Source organism: Geodermatophilus sp. SYSU D00710, from assembly GCF_054050195.1.
In genome coordinates this window covers 13739-29741 of sequence record NZ_JBJGYX010000064.1, presented here as the reverse complement: position 1 = coordinate 29741, position 16003 = coordinate 13739, and the positions used below count along the sequence as shown (strand labels likewise).

General features: G+C 76.8%; 13 protein-coding genes. 6 read left to right on the top strand and 7 right to left on the bottom strand.

What is annotated here, in order from left to right:
* From ACI78U_RS21235 to ACI78U_RS21215, 5 genes are all read right to left on the bottom strand, one after another.
* On the bottom strand, positions 1-647 hold a 647-nt coding region (locus tag ACI78U_RS21235; RefSeq protein ID WP_456877382.1), incomplete at its 3' end, for a peroxidase-related enzyme.
* Between the two features lie 18 nt (positions 648-665).
* The gene (locus ACI78U_RS21230) at positions 666-2261 is read right to left on the bottom strand and encodes a diguanylate cyclase (protein WP_456877381.1); all 1596 of its coding nucleotides are present in this window, start codon (positions 2259-2261) and stop codon (positions 666-668) included.
* A 4-nt stretch (positions 2262-2265) separates the two neighbouring features.
* Positions 2266-3798, bottom strand: coding sequence for an ATP-dependent DNA ligase (locus tag ACI78U_RS21225; protein WP_456877380.1), 1533 nt, complete (start codon positions 3796-3798; stop codon positions 2266-2268).
* Positions 3799-3879: 81 nt separating this feature from the next.
* Entirely contained in the window at positions 3880-4194 is a 315-nt protein-coding gene (locus ACI78U_RS21220; RefSeq protein WP_456877379.1) for a DUF2795 domain-containing protein, read from the bottom strand.
* A gap of 42 nt (positions 4195-4236) precedes the next feature.
* Entirely contained in the window at positions 4237-5436 is a 1200-nt protein-coding gene (locus tag ACI78U_RS21215) for a GAF domain-containing protein (RefSeq protein ID WP_456877378.1), read from the bottom strand.
* A gap of 105 nt (positions 5437-5541) precedes the next feature.
* Between ACI78U_RS21215 and ACI78U_RS21210 the strand changes: the two genes are divergently transcribed.
* The 5 genes from ACI78U_RS21210 to ACI78U_RS21190 all read left to right on the top strand — a co-directional run bounded on the left by ACI78U_RS21210 (position 5542) and on the right by ACI78U_RS21190 (position 11324).
* A complete protein-coding gene (locus ACI78U_RS21210) occupies positions 5542-7365 on the top strand; it encodes a flavin-containing monooxygenase (RefSeq protein ID WP_456877377.1) in 1824 nt (607 codons plus the stop codon).
* A gap of 121 nt (positions 7366-7486) precedes the next feature.
* Positions 7487-7873, top strand: coding sequence for a DUF6394 family protein (locus ACI78U_RS21205; RefSeq protein WP_456877376.1), 387 nt, complete (start codon positions 7487-7489; stop codon positions 7871-7873).
* 68 nt (positions 7874-7941) lie between these two features.
* Positions 7942-9666 carry a potassium channel family protein gene (locus tag ACI78U_RS21200; RefSeq protein ID WP_456877375.1) on the top strand — a complete coding sequence of 575 codons (1725 nt, stop codon included), beginning with the start codon at positions 7942-7944 and terminating at the stop codon, positions 9664-9666.
* Between the two features lie 23 nt (positions 9667-9689).
* Entirely contained in the window at positions 9690-10889 is a 1200-nt protein-coding gene (locus ACI78U_RS21195; RefSeq protein ID WP_456877374.1) for a low temperature requirement protein A, read from the top strand.
* Between the two features lie 90 nt (positions 10890-10979).
* Positions 10980-11324: a hypothetical protein gene (locus ACI78U_RS21190; RefSeq protein ID WP_456877373.1), complete on the top strand. Its 345-nt coding sequence runs from the start codon at positions 10980-10982 to the stop codon at positions 11322-11324.
* A 327-nt stretch (positions 11325-11651) separates the two neighbouring features.
* On the opposite strand, the gene ACI78U_RS21185 is transcribed toward ACI78U_RS21190, so the two are convergent.
* On the bottom strand, positions 11652-12806 hold the full coding sequence (locus ACI78U_RS21185; RefSeq protein WP_456877372.1) for a DUF222 domain-containing protein: 1155 nt from the start codon (positions 12804-12806) through the stop codon (positions 11652-11654).
* A 218-nt stretch (positions 12807-13024) separates the two neighbouring features.
* Here ACI78U_RS21185 and ACI78U_RS21180 point away from each other — a divergent pair, with 218 nt between their 5' ends.
* Positions 13025-13696: a hemerythrin domain-containing protein gene (locus tag ACI78U_RS21180; RefSeq protein WP_456877371.1), complete on the top strand. Its 672-nt coding sequence runs from the start codon at positions 13025-13027 to the stop codon at positions 13694-13696.
* Here ACI78U_RS21180 and ACI78U_RS21175 read toward each other — a convergent pair.
* Positions 13671-15983, bottom strand: coding sequence for an ATP-binding protein (locus ACI78U_RS21175; RefSeq protein ID WP_456877370.1), 2313 nt, complete (start codon positions 15981-15983; stop codon positions 13671-13673). The two genes, ACI78U_RS21180 and ACI78U_RS21175, sit on opposite strands and share 26 nt — an antisense overlap.
* Positions 15984-16003 lie beyond the last annotated feature (20 nt).

Here is a 16003-nt window from a genome sequence, read left to right as displayed (position 1 = left end):
CCCCGGCCCCCCCAGCCGCCCCCGCCCCCCGGGGGCCGCGGGCCCCCCACCCCCGGCCGACCCGGGGGCAGCCGGCCCAGCAGGTGGAACTCGGGGTTGGGCGGGATCGCGGCGAAGTGGGCCAGCCGGTTGGACAGCGCGAAGAAGGCGGTGATGGCGCCGACGTCCCACACGTCGTCGTCGGTCAGGCCGACGGCGCGCAGCCGGTCGAGGTCGGCGGCGGTGACCGCGGCGGGGTCGGTGGCCAACCGGACGGCGACGTCGAGCACGGTGTGCACGCGCTCGGACAGCGGCGCCTTGCGCCAGTCGACGGCGACCAGGTCGGCCAGCAGCGGGTCGCGGGTGCGGATGCGCGCGATCGCCCCGTGCGCGACGACGCAGTAGGCGCAGTCGTTGGCGGCGCTGGTGGCCACCACGATCAGCTCGCGCTCGCCGGTGGACAGCCCCGGGGTGTCCTTGTCCATGAGCGCGTCGTGCATCGTGAAGAAGGCGCGCGCCTCGTCGGGGCGCCAGGCCAGCGCGGCGAAGACGTGCGGCAGGAACCCCGAGCGCTCCTGCACGTCGGCGTAGCGCTCGGCGAGGTCGGCCGGCAGGCCGGCGGGGTCGGCGAGGGGGAAGCGGCTGATCGGGGTCTGCTCGGCGGTCACCCGGCCAGCCTGCCGGGTTCAGCCCGTGACGACGACCCGGTCCCGGCCCGCCCGCTTGGCCCGGTAGAGGCGGGCGTCGGCCAGGCCGAGCAGCTGCGCCGGCGTCCGGTCGGTCACCTCGGCGGTGCTCGCCGCGCCGACGCTGACCGTGACCGGCAGCCCGCCGGTGAGCCCGGCCCACGGGTGCGCGGCGACCGTGCGGCGGACGGTCTCGAGGTGGGCGGTCGCGGCGCCGGCGTCGACGTCGGGCAGGACGAGGAGGAACTCCTCGCCGCCCAGCCGGGCGGCGAACGAGCCGCTGCCGCCGGGCGCGCCGGTCTCCTGCAGCAGCGTGGCCACCGCGCGCAGCACCTCGTCGCCGACGGCGTGGGAGCAGGTGTCGTTGACCCGCTTGAAGTGGTCGAGGTCGAGCAGCGCCACCCAGACCCGGCCGGCGCCCTCGGCCAGCAGCCGGGGGAGCTCCTCGTCGACGTAGCGGCGGTTGTACAGGCCGGTGAGCGGGTCGCGCAGCGACAACTCGCGCCAGCGGCGGCTCTGCCGGCGCGCCTCGGTGGTCTCGTACACCGCCTGCAGCGCGCGGGCGCGGGCCTCGCGCTGCGCCGACTGCAGCTCCACGAACTCGGCGACGTAGCGCTTGTGCTCCTCGAACGCGGCCCGGTGGTCGCCCTCGGCGGCGTGCAGCTCGGCCTGCTCGGCGCGGGCCCGCACGCGGATCGAGGTCAGGCCGTGCTCGGCGCACCGCCGGACGCACTCGGTGAGCGCGTGCCGCGCGTCGTCGAGGGCGCCCCGGCGGCGCTGCACCTCGGCGAGGGTGAGCAGGAAGTCCGCGCCGGCGTCGCCGTCGGAGGAGGCGCCGAGCACCTCGGGCGCGAGCCCGGGCAGCAGCACGGCCTCGGCCTCGGCGAGCCGGTCGAGGCCCATGAGCGCCCGGGCGACGGTGTCGAGCCGGCCGACCTCGAGCTCCGCGCCGTGCGCGGCGGCCAGCGCCTGCAGCCGCTCGCTGTGCACCAGCGCGTCCCCGAACCGGCCGGCGAGGGTGTCGGTGTAGGAGAGGTTGTTGAGGATGCGCAGCTGCCGGTCGACGTCGCCGAGCTCCTCGGCCAGCCGCAGCACGGCGGTGTACCGCTCGGGGGCCGCGGGGTCGCGGGCGAGGCCGAGGACGTCGGCCAGCCGCACCAGGTGGTCGACCCGCAGCGCGGGCAGGGCGTCGTCGTCGAGCAGGTCGACCGCGGAGACGGCGTGTTCCAGCGCGCCGGCGAGGTCGCCGACCTCCTGGAAGACGGCGGTGAGCACGAAGGAGCTGCGGGCCAGCAGGCGCCGGTCGTGCGCCTCGGTGGCCCAGCGGTGCACCTCCGAGGCGGTCCGGCCGGCCTCGGCGACCGCGCCGCGCCGGCGCTGCAGGTCGGCGCAGACCAGCCGGGCGCGGTGCTCCAGGTCGGGCCGGTCGAGGTCCCGGGCGGCCTCGAGCACGGCCTCGGCGCGCTCCGACGCCGACCCGGCCTCGAAGCGGGTCAGCGTCTCGAGGTCGTCGAGGGCGGCCAGCAGCGGGGCGACGGGGTCGGCCGGCTCCGACCGGAGCGCCGGCCCGTCGGCCCGGCCCGCACGGATGAGCACCGCCTCAGCCTCCTGCCAGCAGCGCGCGGACCGCGTCGACCGTGTCGGCGTCGGCGGGGCTGCGGTCGGGGCGGTAGCGCAGCACCCGCGCGAAGCGCAGCGCGACGCCGCCGGGGTAGCGCGGGCTGCGCTGGGCGCCGTCGAGGGCGACCTCGACGACCAGCTCCGGCCGCAGCTCCAGCCCCCACGGGTGCTCGGCGCGGGCGTGCCGGGGGAAGGTGCGCGTCTGCCAGTCGAGCAGCTCGTCGGTCATGCCCTTGAACGTCTTGCCCACCATCAGCGGGTCACCGCCGTCGGGATCGCGGGCGCCGAGGTGGATGTTGGACAGCTTGCCGCTGCGCCGGCCGTACCCCCACTCCACGCCGAGGACGACGAGGTCGAGGGTGTGCACCGGCTTGACCTTCTGCCAGGCGCGACCGCGGCGGCCGGCGGCGTAGGGCGCGTCCAGCGCCTTGACCACCACGCCCTCGTGCCCGGCGGCGAGCGCGTCGTCGAGCACCGCCGCGGCCTGCTCGGGGGTGGGCCGGCGGGCGCCGGGCATCCGCAGCGGCGCGGCGTCGTCGGCGGCCAGCAGCCCGTCGAGCACCTCGAGGCGGGTGGCCAGCGGCTCGTCGAGCAGGTCGCGGCCGTCGAGGTGCAGGACGTCGAAGAAGAACGGCGACAGCAGCACGCCGGCGTCGGCGCCCTCGCTGCCGAAGCGGCTCATCGTGTCCTGGAACGCCCGCGGGCGGCCGTCGTCGTCGAGCGCGAGCGTCTCCCCGTCGAGGACGGCGGTGCGGCAGGGCAGCGCGCGCACCCGCTCGACCAGCTCGGGCACCCCGCCGGTGACCTCCCGCAGCGTGCGCGTCCACACCCGGACGTCGTCGCCGTCGCAGTGCACCTGGATACGGGCGCCGTCGAGCTTGTGCTCCACGGTGACCTCCCCGCCCAGGTCGCCGAGCGCCGCCTCCAGCGAGGAGCCGGGGGCGGCCAGCATCGGCCGCACCGGCCGGCCCACGCGCAGGCCGACGGCGGCCAGCGCGGGCTCCCCGCCGGCGAGGGCGGTGGCGGCGGTCTCGTCGAGCCGGCCGGTGAGCATCGCCGCGCGGCGCACGGTGGCCGGCGGCACCTCCGCGGCGGCGGCCACGGCGTCGAGCAGGACGCCCTCGAGCGCGCCCTGGCGCAGCTCGCCGCCCAGCAGCCCGGTGAGGAAGCGCTGCTCGTCGGCGGTGGCCGCCGACAGCACCTCACCCAGCAGCGACTCGCGGCGGGCGGTGGCGCCGCTGCCGGAGGTGGCGGCGAGCGCGGTGAACGCGGCGTCGACCGCCGCGACGGTCAGCGACGGCGCGGGCGCGGGAGCCGGCAGCGCCCGCGACAGCGTCCGCCAGCCGACGCCCACGCGCCCCTGCGGCAGCTCGCCGGCCAGCCACGCGGCGACCGGGCCCACCTCGCCGGGCGCGGCCGCCCGCAGCGCCCCCGCGATCGCCGCGGCCTTCGCCGTGCGGGCGCGGGTGGCCCCCACCGCGGCGGAGGCGGCGACGACGTCGGCGAGCAGCACGCCGACATGCTCCCAGCCGGGTACGACACCGCGGGACATCCCGCGCCGAGCGCACCACCCTCGCGGGCGAGACCGGCGGGGTCAGCCCGAGGTCTGCCCGGTGCCGGACCCCGCGTCGTCCGGGTGCCCGGTGAAGGCCGCCCGCGCGTCGGCGCGGGTCGCCTCGGCGGCGTGGGTCTCGACGTCGGAACGCGGGACCGCGGCCGGGCGCAGCGAGCGGACGACCTCGTCGACGTTGGCGAACGCCTCCCCGGGCGGCAGCGTCCGGATGCTGCGCAGCACCTCGTCCGGAGCGCCGTGCCGCCGGGCGGCGTCCAGCAGCGCCTCCTTGTCGGCGGGGTAGTCGACCTCGCCCAGGTGTGCGAGCACGTCCGGCACGGGAACGGCGTCGGCCACGGGATCTCCTCGGGACGCGGGACGGGACGGGACGCCCCGGGGCTACCCGCGGCCGGGACCGGTACGCACCGTCAGCGCGACGCCGTCGGCCAGCCGGTAGGGACCGGTGGCGACCAGGTCGCCGACGACGCGGCGCAGCCGGGACACCTCGGCCCGCGCGGTCACCACGTGCCCGTCGTCGCCGAACAGGCCGCGACCCAGGGCGGCGGCGTCCAGCCCCCGCGGGCCGGCGCCGGCCACGAGGGCGAGGACCTGCGCCTGCCGCCGAGTGAGCGCGGCCGACCACGAGCCCTCGCCGCCGGTGACCCGCAGTACCGGCCGGGCGGTGAGGTCGAGCTCGGCGGTGACCGGCGCGCGGGACTCCCGGCAGCGCAGCAGCCACCCCTCGCCCAGCCGCTCGGGGGTGCACAGCCCGAGCCCGGCCACCGCCATGGGCAGCCCGGCGCGCGGCGCGGCCACCCGCGGGCCGGTGGCGATCCCCGACCGGGCGGCCACCCAGCCGTCGTCGTCGACCACCAGCACCGGCCCGCGCACCGTCCCCAGCACCGGCTCGGCGGCCCGCCGCAGCCGGTCGAGGTGCTGCTCGTGCCGTCGCCACAGCCCGGTCTCGGCCAGCCGCACCGAGGTCTCCACCAGCGCGCCGATCGCCGGGTGCAGCGTGAGCGCCGGGCCGCTGACGTCGACGACGCCGAGCAACTCCCCGGTGACCGGCGAGTGGACCGGGGCGGCCGAGCAGTACCAGGGGTGCTGGGCGGGCTCGAAGTGCTCGGCGGAGAACAGCTGCACCGGCGCGGCCTCGGCCAGCGCCGTCCCGATGGCGTTGGTGCCCACCGCGGCCTCGGTCCAGGTCGCCCCCTCGGCGAAGCCGAGCCGGTCGGCCCGCCGCCGGGTGGCCGCCGACCCGTCCCGCCACAGCACGACGCCGTCGGCGTCGGTGACGACGACCAGCCCGTGCGAGGCGTCGGCGACGCCGACCAGCACCTGGCGCAGCTCCGCGACGACCAGCGCCAGGCCCGACCCGTGGCGGCGCGCCTCCACCGCGTCGGGGGGCAGCGGGTCGCGGGGGCGCGGTCGGTCGGGGTCCAGCCCCAGACCCAGCACGCGGGACCAGGACCGCTCGACCACCCGCCGCGGCCGCACCGGCGGGCGCCCGCCGGCGAGGACGGCGTCGTGCACCCGGGAGAGCACCCGGGCGTGCGTGGACAGGTCGGTACCGGGCGCGACCGCCGACCACGCGGGCACCGGCGCCTCCTCGGGCGTGCAATCCGCTGCAACGCTCCCGCTCCGGTCGGCGGCGCGCTGTGCTCGACATCACACCACGTCGGACCGGGACGAGGAGGTCTCCCCATGACGCAGACGCTCGACGCACCCCCGCAGAGCGCCGCGCAACGCGCGGCCGAGTGGTTCACCGCCCTCGAGGACGCGCTCGGCGCCCGCGACGTCGAGCGGGCCGCCGGCCTGTTCGCGACGACGAGCTTCTGGCGCGACCTGGTCGCCTTCAGCTGGAACCTGACCACCGTCGAGGACCGCGCCGGGGTGACCGACCTGCTCACCGCCACGCTCGACCGCACCGACCCCTCCGGCTTCGTCGTCAGCGAGGACCCCCAGGAGGCCGACGGCGTCACCACGGCCTGGTTCACCTTCGAGACCGCGGTCGGCCGCGGGAAGGGCCTGGTGCGCCTGGTCGAGGAGGACGGGCAGCCGCGGGCGTGGACGTTCCTCACCACGCTGTACGAGCTGAAGGGCCACGAGGAGCCGCGCGGCCCGGGCCGGCCGATGGGCGCCGAGCACGGGGCCAACCGGCAGCGGCAGACCTGGGCCGAGCGCCGGGCCCGCGAGGCGGCCGAGCTGGGCCGCACCGCCCAGCCGCACGTCCTCGTCGTCGGCGGCGGGCAGGGCGGCATCGCGCTGGGTGCCCGGCTGCGCCAGCTGGACGTGCCCGCCCTCGTCGTCGACCGGCACCCCCGGCCCGGCGACCAGTGGCGCGGCCGCTACAAGTCCCTGTGCCTGCACGACCCGGTCTGGTACGACCACCTGCCCTACCTGCCGTTCCCGGACAACTGGCCGGTGTTCTCGCCCAAGGACAAGATCGCCGACTGGCTCGAGTCCTACGTGAAGGTCATGGAGATCCCGTACTGGGGCAGCACCGAGGTCCGCCGCGCGGAGTACGACGAGGCGGCCGGCGAGTGGACCGTCGAGGTCGTCCGGGACGGGGAGGAGCTCACGCTCCACCCGAGGGAGCTCGTGCTGGCCACCGGCATGAGCGGCAAGCCCAACGTGCCGGTGCTGCCGGGCCAGGACGTGTTCCGCGGCGAGCAGCACCACTCCTCGGCCCACCCCGGCCCGGACGCCTACGCCGGCAAGCGGGTGGTCGTCGTCGGCAGCAACAACTCCGCCTTCGACATCTGCGGCGCGCTGTGGGAGCACGGCGCCGACGTGACGATGGTGCAGCGCTCCTCGACGCACATCGTCAAGAGCGACAGCCTCATGGAGATCGGGCTCGGGGCGCTCTACAGCGAGGAGGCGGTGGCCGCCGGCATGACCACGGAGAAGGCCGACCTCACCTTCGCCTCGCTGCCCTACCGGATCCTGCACGAGTTCCAGATCCCGGCGTACGAGCAGATGAAGGAGCGCGACGCCGACTTCTACGACCGGCTCGAGAAGGCCGGGTTCTGGCTGGACTGGGGCGACGACGGGTCGGGGCTGTTCATGAAGTACCTGCGCCGCGGCTCGGGCTACTACATCGACGTCGGCGCCGCCGACCTGGTGGCCGACGGCGACGTGGGGCTGGTGCACGGCCAGGTCGACCACCTGACCGAGGACGCCGTCGTGCTCGACGACGGCACCGAGCTCCCGGCCGACCTCGTCGTCTACGCCACCGGCTACGGCTCGATGAACGGGTGGGCGGCCGACCTCATCTCCCAGGAGGTGGCCGACCGGGTGGGCAAGGTGTGGGGCCTGGGCTCGGACACCACCAAGGACCCGGGGCCCTGGGAGGGCGAGCAGCGCAACATGTGGAAGCCCACCCGGCAGTCGGGGCTGTGGTTCCACGGCGGCAACCTGCACCAGTCGCGGCACTACTCGCTCTACCTGGCGCTGCAGCTCAAGGCCCGGCAGGTGGGCATCCCGACGCCGGTGTACCGGCTGGCCGAGGTGCACCACGTGCGCTGAGCCGCCGAGCCACTGCGCCCGCTGAGCCCGCCCGGCGCCGGGGAGTCCGGTCTCCCCGGCGCCGGTGCGTGTCCGGCGCTAGGGTCGGCGCGGTCAGCACCGGGCCGGTCGCGGGAGCCGCATGAACCTCGAGAAGGTCGTGTTCGGGTTCTTCGTGCTGCTCGCCGCGACGCTGAACTTCGGGTTCTTCCTCGGCGACATCTCCGACCCCGCGCTGCACAACGTCTACGAGCTGTTCGCCGCGCTCGTGGTCAGCCTCATCGCGACGGTGCTCAAGTTCGGCGACCGCACGCAGATCGGCGCGGTCCACCTCGCCACCAGCCTGGTCGCCGACCTGCAGCTGGTGGCGGCCACCATCACCTGGGCCTGGGCGGTGCACGTCTCCGCGGACGGGCTCACCGAGGTGACGACGGCGAGCATGGTGTCGCTCTCGGGCGGGGCGCTGCTGGCCAACGTGGTCTCGGTGGTGCTGCTCGTCATCGAGACCGTGTCCTTCCAGCGGCACTGACCGCCGTGGACGTCGCGCCGCCGCCCCCCGTCACGACCCGCGGACGGCGTCGGCGCCGGCGGGCCCCGGTGGTGCCGCGCGCCGAGGGGTCGGCGACGGTGTTCGTCGTCCTCCGGCGGATGCGCGCGCCGCTGATCACGCTCATCGCCATCTTCTTCGTCAGCGTGCTCGGGCTCTCGCTGATCCCGGGCGTCGATGCGGAGGGCAGGCCGGCCCGCCTCAGCCTGTTCGACGCCTTCTACGTCATGAGCTACACGGCGACGACGATCGGCTTCGGCGAGATCCCGTACGAGTTCAGCTACGGGCAGCGGCTGTGGGTGACCGCGACCATCTACCTGACCGTCGTCGGCTGGGCCTACGCGATCGGGTCGCTGCTGGCGCTGCTGCAGGACCGCGCGTTCCGCCAGGCGCTGGCGCTGCGGCACGTGTCCCGCAAGGTCAGTGCGCTGCGCGAGCCGTTCCTGCTGATCTGCGGCTTCGGGCAGGCCGGCGAGACGCTCGCGCGCTCCCTCGACGCCCTGGGCCGCCGGTTCGCCGTCGTCGACTGTGCGGAGAACCGCATCGACGCCCTCGAGATCGCCGGCCACCGGGCCGACGTCCCCGGGGTGGTCGGCGACGCCCGCGACCCGCACGTGCTCGGGGTCGCCGGGCTCGGGCACCCCTACTGCGAGGGCGTGCTGGCCGTCACCGGCGACGACGAGGCCAACCTCGCGGTCACGATGGCCGCGGCGCTGCTGCGTCCCGAGCTGCCGGTGGTGGCCCGCACGACGTCGGCGACGGTGGCGGAGCGGATGTCGGGCTTCGGGTCGCCGACGATCATCAACCCCTTCGACCGGTTCGGCGACCACCTGCGGCTGGCGCTGCGGACCCCGGCCTCCTTCCAGCTCATGACCTGGCTGGAGAGCGGCCCGGGCGCCGAGCTGCCGCCCCGGGGGAAGGCGCCCGCGCCGGGCCGGTGGCTGGTGTGCGGCTACGGCCGGTTCGGCCGGCACTTCGCCTCCGACCTGCGCGCGGAGGGACTGGAGGTGACCACGGTCGACCCCTCGCCGGAGGAGGAGCCGACCATCGTCGGGGACTCCGCGGACCCCGAGATCGTCCGGCGGACCGACCCCGCCTCCGCGGTCGGCCTGGTCGCGGCCACCGACAACGACACGACGAACCTCTCGCTGGTGGCCGAGGCGCGGCGGCTCAACCCCGACCTGTTCGTCGCGGCCCGCCAGAACCAGCCCGCCGACGCGGCGCTGTTCGCCGCGATGGAGGTCGACGCGCTGCTGGTGCCCACCGAGGTGGTCGCGCACGACGCCTACGCCCGGCTCAGCACGCCGCTGCTGTGGCGCTTCCTGCGCGAGCTGCCGCGGCAGACCGACGACTGGTCGGCCGGCGTCATCGACCGGCTGCTGGAGGCGTGCGGCACCCACCTCGAGGCGCTGTGGAAGGTGCGGCTCACCCCGGACGATGCGCCGGCGCTGCACCCCCACCTGGCCGGCGGGCGGTTCCGGCTCGCCGACCTGCTGCGCAACCCCGCCGACCGCGACACGACGCTGCTGGCGGTGCCGCTGCTGGCGCTGCGCGGGGACGAGGCGCTGATGGCGCCCGACGGCGGCCTGGTGCTCCAGCCCGGCGACGAGCTGCTGTTCGCCGGCCGGGCCGCGGTGCACCGGGAGGTGGAGGCCACGCTGTTCATCGACGGCGTCGCCGACTACCTCGTCACCGGCCAGCGGGTGCCGTCGAGCTGGATCTGGCGGAAGCTGAGCCGGTCGAGGCCCGTGCCGGACGCGACCCCCGCGCCCTGACCGGCCCCGACGGGGGGAGCCACATGGCCGGCGTCCGGACCCTCTTCGGCGGCCGCGGCGGCGACCCGGTCCGGCCGCCGCAGCTGCGCACCGACGACCACCGCTCCGCCTCGCGCCTGGAGCTGTTCTTCGACCTCGCGTTCGTCCTGGTGGTCGCCGAGCTGGCGATCGCGCTGCGCGAGGACGTGACCGTGCACGGGTTCGCCGTCTTCGCGGGGCTGTTCGCCACCGTCTGGTGGTCGTGGGTGAGCTCGACGCTCTACGCCAACCGCTTCGACCACGACGACGTCGTCTACCGGCTGTACAAGCTCGCCAGCATGGCCGCCGTCGTGGGGCTGGCGGCGTCGGCGTCGGAGGCCACGGGGGAGCGGTTCACCGTCTTCGTGCTCTGCCACGTCGTGCTGCGGGTGCTGCTGCTCCTGCAGTACCGGCGGGCGCACGTGCACGTGCCCGAGGCGCGGCCGATCACCCGGCTGTACATGCTCGGCGCCGGGGCCGGTGCGGTGCTGTGGGCGGTGTCGCTGGCGGTCCCCCGGCCCGCCGCGTACGCGCTGTGGGCGGCCGCGGTCCTGGTCGAGGCGCTGGTGCCGCTGCTGGCGACGCGGTCCTCGGCCGACGTGCCGCTGCACGTCGAGCACCTGCCCGAGCGGTTCGCGCTGTTCGTCATCCTCGTGCTCGGCGAGCCGGTGGCCGCCGTCGCGCACGGGCTCTACGACGCGAAGTGGTCGGCCGCCGCGCTGCCGGTGGCCCTCCTGGGGTTCGTGCTCGCCGCGGCGCTGTGGTGGAGCTACTTCGACCTCGCCGGCGCGCGGGCGAAGAAGCTGCTGGGCGAGGCCGGGGAGTCCAACGGCGCGCACTCCCACGACGTCTACGTCTTCGGGCACCTGCCGCTGACCCTCGCGCTCGCGTCGGTGGGCGCGGGTCTGGAGCTCGCCGTGGTGGAGGCCGCCGCCGGTGAGGTGCCGGCCGGGACCAGGCTGCTGGTGGCCGGTGGGGTGGCGGCCTACCTCGTCTCGGCCAGCCTCACCGCGTCGGCGATGACGGGACGGGTGCGACACGGCTGGTGGTGGCCGCTGCTGGCCGCGGTGGTGGCCGCGCTCGACGCGCTGCTCGAGTTGCCGGCGTGGGTGGTGATCGGTGCCCTGGCCGCCCTGGTGTCGCTGGTGGTCGTCGTGGGCCTGGTGCAGCGCTCGGCGGGGGAGCTGGAGACCGAGGAGGTCTGAGCCCCGCGGTGCGCAGGGACCTCCGACCCTCCCGCCGGCCGGTGGTGCGGCGTGCACTGGACCCGGCCTGCCGTGCACGGAGGGAGCGCCATGACGAGGTCCAGCACGCCGCCGCCCGGTGAGGGCCGGTACCGGGACATGTCGCCGGAGGAGAAGCTGATCGCGCAGTGGGAGGCGCAGCACGACGTCGCCGCGCGCGGCTCGCGGTGCGACCCGCTGGGCCTGCAGCACCAGCTCAGCCGCGAGCGGCTCGCCGACCGGACCCGGTCGGGCGCCCGCCGGCCCCCGGAGCAGGCGACGGCCGCGCCGCCCGCCCGCGAGCCGGTCGCGTCGGCGTCCGCCGACGTGCCGCAGGCCGAGCTGCCGCCCGCCGAGCCCCCGCCCGCCAAACGGCACCCGTGGCGGCGGTTCCGGCACCACGCGTCGGAGCACTGAGTCCGGGCACTCTCCCTCGACGTGGCGACAGGTCGAGTCGTCGACCCGTCGCCACGTCGAGGTATCCGCACGTCGAGGTATCCGCACGTCGAGGTGTCCGCACGTCGAGGTGTCCGCACGTCGAGGTGTCGCCGCGTCGAGTCGTCGCCTTGTCGACCCGGGCGGCTCAGAACGGCGGTGGATCGTCAGCCGGATCGGGTGATCCGCCGGGTGGTCTGGTGTCGTCCGGTGGTGGCTGGCGTGCGGCCGGGGGTGGGCGTACGCCCGGTGGGCGGGTGGTCCGGGTGATGCCGGAGGGTGTGGTGACCGTCAGGGTCCCGTCGTCGCTCATGGTGAAGCGCCAGCCGCGGGCGAAGGTCTTGAGCCGGTGGTGGGAGCGGCACAGGCAGCACAGGTTGGCGCAGTCGGTGGCCCCGCCGTCGGCGTGGGGGAGGACGTGGTCGGCGTCGGCCCAGCCGACCCGCTGCCCGCAGGTGGGGAACCGGCAGGTGCGGTCGCGGGTGCGCACGAACGCCTGCTGCGCCGCGGTGGGGGTGTAGCGGTCGACCGGGTCGGGCCGGTCCAGCACCGGACACCCGCAGTCCGGCTCGTCGACGCCGTCGGGGTGCCGGTCGCAGCCTGTGCGTGCCAGCCGGCGATGATGGTCAGCTGCGCGGTCACCGCCGGGCCGGTCTGCCAGGGCCGCTGGATCAGGTCGGCGACCACCGCGCAGCGCAGCTCGCCGATCGGCCGGGGGTCGCCGTCGGCCCTGAGCATCCGGGCCAGGCCGTCGATGACCGCCTCGCAGGCGGCGGCCACCTCCACCGGCAGGTCCGCGGCCAGCGTGGCCATGCCCTCCAGCGGCGAGGGATCGACCCGCACGTCCGCGCGGCGCCGCGCCTGCTCCTTCCGCCGGCCGACCGCGTCGGTGTCGAGGTCGAGCAGCAGGGCGAGGGCCTGCTGCTCGAGCCGGCCCACCGTCCACTGCGCGGCGTCGGGCAGCAGCGCCGCCTCGATCCGCCGGGCGATCCCCGCCGGGGCGTGCTCCAGCACGTCCACCAGCGCCCGGGCGCGGGCCTCGTCCAACTCACCGGCGGCCAGCGCGGCCCAGGTGGCGGGCAGGCGCTCCCGGTAGGTCCAGGCCCGGTGGGCCAGGTGGTTGGCGGTGCCGCGGCCGCAGTTGAGCACCACCGCCAGTTCGGCGGTGAAGAACTCCGACACCCCCGGCAGCTCGGTGTCCGGCGCCCACGAACCCGCCCGCGCGCCGGGAGTGCCGGGTGGCGGGTCGTCGTCATCGGGCGAGTCATCGGCCAGCCCGAGCACCAGCTCCGCCTCGTAGGCGGCGGTCATGGCCTCCAACCGCGCGACCCGTTGCAGCTCGGCGGCCTTCTGCTCCCGCGACAGCAGCGCCACCGGTAGCCGGCGGAACGGCGCGGGCGTCGCGATCACCGCGGCGAGCAGCGCCTGCTCGACCGGCGACCGGTGCTCCGCGACCTCCTCCACGACACCGAACCTACGGCGGAGGTACGACAGAACCTGCAGGTCAGGACGGGGTACACCGGATCCGGGACGACGGTGTGCGCTGAGGTGCAGCTCCGTCCAGGAGAACTGCGCATCCGCGCACACCGTCGAGGTGGCGAGCCAGTACACCGTGGAGTGTGGGAGCGGTGTGGGGACGCTGTGGGTGGGACGTGCCGCCCGCCGCCGACAGGCTCGACGCCATGACGAACACCGCTCCCGCCCCCGTCCCGATGGCCGACGTCCGCGACATGTACGTCGTCCACCGCGCCTTCCGACGCGAGTTCCGTCTGCTGCCCGAGCTGGTGCGCGCCGTCGCCCCGGGCGACACCGACTGCGCCGCCGTCCTCGCCGGGCACGCCCGCCTGGTGCTGCAGGGCCTGCACCTGCACCACACCGGAGAGGACGAGTACCTCTGGCCGACGCTGCTCGAGCGCTGCCCGCCCGACGCCGAGGTCGTGCACCGCATGGAGGCCCAACACGAGCAGGTCGAGGACCTCATCGAGCGGCTCGGCCCGGCGCTGGACCGCTGGGAGGTCGAGGCCCGGCCGGCCGTCGCCGAGGAGGTCGCCGGCACGATCGACGCGCTCCGCGAGGTCCTGCTCGTGCACCTGGCGGAGGAGGAGCGGGAGATCCTCCCGCTCGCCGAGCGGCACGTCACGCAGGCGGAGTGGGCGCGGCTGGGGGAGCACGGGCAGGAGGTGATGGCGAAGAAGGACCTGCCGATCCTGTTCGGCGCGCTCGTCGAGGAGTGCAGCCCGGAGGAGCGGGAGATGATGCTCGGGGTCGTCCCGTTCCCCGTCCGCGTCCTGCTGCGGACCGTCCTCGCCCGGCAGTACCGGCGCTACGTCAGCCGCGTCCGGGGGACCCGCTGATCCCGCGGGCCAGGGCCGGGACGTCCTCCGGGCGCAGCAGCCGGCCGGCGTCCCAGGCCCGCCCGAACGCCTCCTCGCCCAGCGTCGCGCGCACCTCCGGCAGCACCACGCGGGCCAGCTCCAGGTCGGGCGGGAAGGCCACCGCCACCGACGCCGCCTCCGCCGTCGCCGAGCCCGCCGCGAACAGCCGCGCCGCCAGCTCCGGCGACCCGCGGCGGGCCGCGACGACGGCCAGCCCCGGCAGCGTGTACGCCAGCGTCCAGGTGGTGCGGACCTCCGCGGCCAGGTCCGCGGCCTCGGTCCACCGGGCCAGCGCGGTGTCCTCGGCGCCGGCCAGCTGGGCGAGCGAGGCCTGCACGTTGAGCACCGTGGCCAGGGTGAACGGGCTGCCCAGCTCGCGGGCCAGCCGCTCGGCGCGGGCCAGCTCGGCGGTGCCCCCGGCGAGGTCGCCGGCCTGCAGCAGCAGCTGCCCCCGCGCGGTCACCGCGTGCGCCCGCGCCCACGCCTGACCGGTCTCCTCCGCCCGGCGCTCCGCCTCGTCGAGGTCGACGGCGGCGGCGTCGAGGTCCCCGAGGAAGACGGCGGCCGACCCGGTGAGCACCAGCGCGAGCGCCCGCAGGTCCGCGGCCCCGGCGTCGGCGGCGGCACGGGCGGCGTCGGAGGCGGCCGTGCGGGTCCCCGGGATGTCGCCCGACGCGTAGCGCAGCGCGGCGAGCCCGAGCAGCAGCCGGGCGGCGTCGTCGGGGGCCAGCCCGGCCGGGGACACCTGCGCCACCCAGCCCAGCCCCTCGGCGGCGCCGCCGCGCACCGCCCAGTACAGCCACGTCGCCTCGGTGAGCCGGGCGACGTCGGCCACGCGCCCGTCCGCCACCAGCCGGCCGAGGGCGGCGGCGAGGTTGCCGTGGTCGCGCTCGAGCCGGTCCAGCCAGGGACCCTGCTCCGGCCCGGTCAGCCCGTCGCGGGCACCGGCCGCGAGGTCGAGGACGGCGGCGGTGGCCCGGCCGGCGACGGCGTCGGCCTCGCCGGAGGCGGCGAGCCGGGCTGCGGCGTACTGGCGGACCGGCTCGAGCAGCCGGTACCGGGCCTCGGGCCCGTCCTCGACCACCACCAGCGACTGCTCCACCAGGCCGCCCAGCTCCGGGACGACGTCGTCGCTGCCGGCCACCGCCCGCGCCGCGTCCAGGTCGAAGCCGCCCGCGAACACCGCGAGCCGCCGCAGCAGCGCCTGCTCGCCGGCGGTGAGCAGCTCGTGGCTCCAGTCGAGCGCGGCGCGCATCGTGCGCTGCCGCTCGGGCAGGTCCCGCGAGCGGCCGGCGCCCAGGGCGTCGTCGAGCCGGCCGAGCAGCGCCGACGGCGGCAGGTAGCGGGCGTGCGCCGCGGCCAGCTCCAGGGCCAGCGGGAGCCCGTCGAGGCGGCGGCAGATCGCGGCGACGGCGGCGGCCGCGGCGTCGTCGAGGGCGACCGTGCGGCCGGCGGCGGCCGCCCGGTCGAGGAAGAGCCGCGCGGCGGGGGAGGCGGCGACGGTCGCGGCGTCCGCGCGCGCCGGGACCGGCAGCGGGCCGAGCGGGTACTCGCGCTCGGCCCGCACCCGCAGCGGCGCGCGGCTGGTGGCCAGCACGGCGAGCCCCGGGCAGCGGGCCAGCAGGCCGGCGACCTCCGGTGCCGCGTCGAGGACGTGCTCGGCGTTGTCCAGGACGACCAGGTGCCGGCGGGTGCCCAGCCGCGCGGCGACGGCGTCGGCCACCGGCCCGGCCGGCCGCTGCCCGCCCAGCGCGCGGGCCAGCTCGGGCAGCACCAGCCGGGCCTCGCGCACCGGCGCGAGCTCGACGACGGTGACGCCGTCGGGGAAGTGCGGGGCCAGCGCCCGTGCCGCGGCCAGTGCCAGCGTCGTCTTGCCGACGCCGCCGGGGCCGGTGAGCGTGAGCAGCCGGGTCGCGCCCGACCGCAGGAGCCCGCCGACCTCGGCCAGCTCCGCGTCCCGGCCGACCAGCGGCGTCGGGAGGACGGGGAGGTCCCGCGCGCTCCCGGTGTCGGCGGGCGCCGGTCCGCCGGGCCGCGCGGCCGCGGCCAGGGCCGCGCGGTCGGCGTCGTCGAGGGCCAGTGCGTCGGCCAGCGCGCGGAGGGTGTGCGGGTACGGGCGGCGCCGTTCCCCGCGCTCGAGCGCGCTCACGGCCTTCGCGGTCAGGCCCGCCCGGGCGGCGAGCTCCTCCTGGCTGAGCGCGGCACGTTCCCGCCACTGCCGCAGCAGCCCGGCCAGGGGACCGGGGCCGGCCGGGGTGGCGCTCATCGGCCGGGAGGGTATCCGGG

What these genes read in the sequence shown, in the direction of transcription:
- ACI78U_RS21195 (WP_456877374.1), top strand. Translation starts at nt 9,690, where the DNA reads ATGGCCGGCGTCCGGACCCTCTTCGGCGGCCGCGGCGGCGACCCGGTC.
- ACI78U_RS21205 (WP_456877376.1), top strand. Translation starts at nt 7,487, where the DNA reads ATGAACCTCGAGAAGGTCGTGTTCGGGTTCTTCGTGCTGCTCGCCGCG.
- ACI78U_RS21180 (WP_456877371.1), top strand. Translation starts at nt 13,025, where the DNA reads ATGACGAACACCGCTCCCGCCCCCGTCCCGATGGCCGACGTCCGCGAC.
- ACI78U_RS21210 (WP_456877377.1), top strand. Translation starts at nt 5,542, where the DNA reads ATGACGCAGACGCTCGACGCACCCCCGCAGAGCGCCGCGCAACGCGCG.
- ACI78U_RS21190 (WP_456877373.1), top strand. Translation starts at nt 10,980, where the DNA reads ATGACGAGGTCCAGCACGCCGCCGCCCGGTGAGGGCCGGTACCGGGAC.
- ACI78U_RS21175 (WP_456877370.1), bottom strand. Translation starts at nt 15,983, where the DNA reads ATGAGCGCCACCCCGGCCGGCCCCGGTCCCCTGGCCGGGCTGCTGCGG.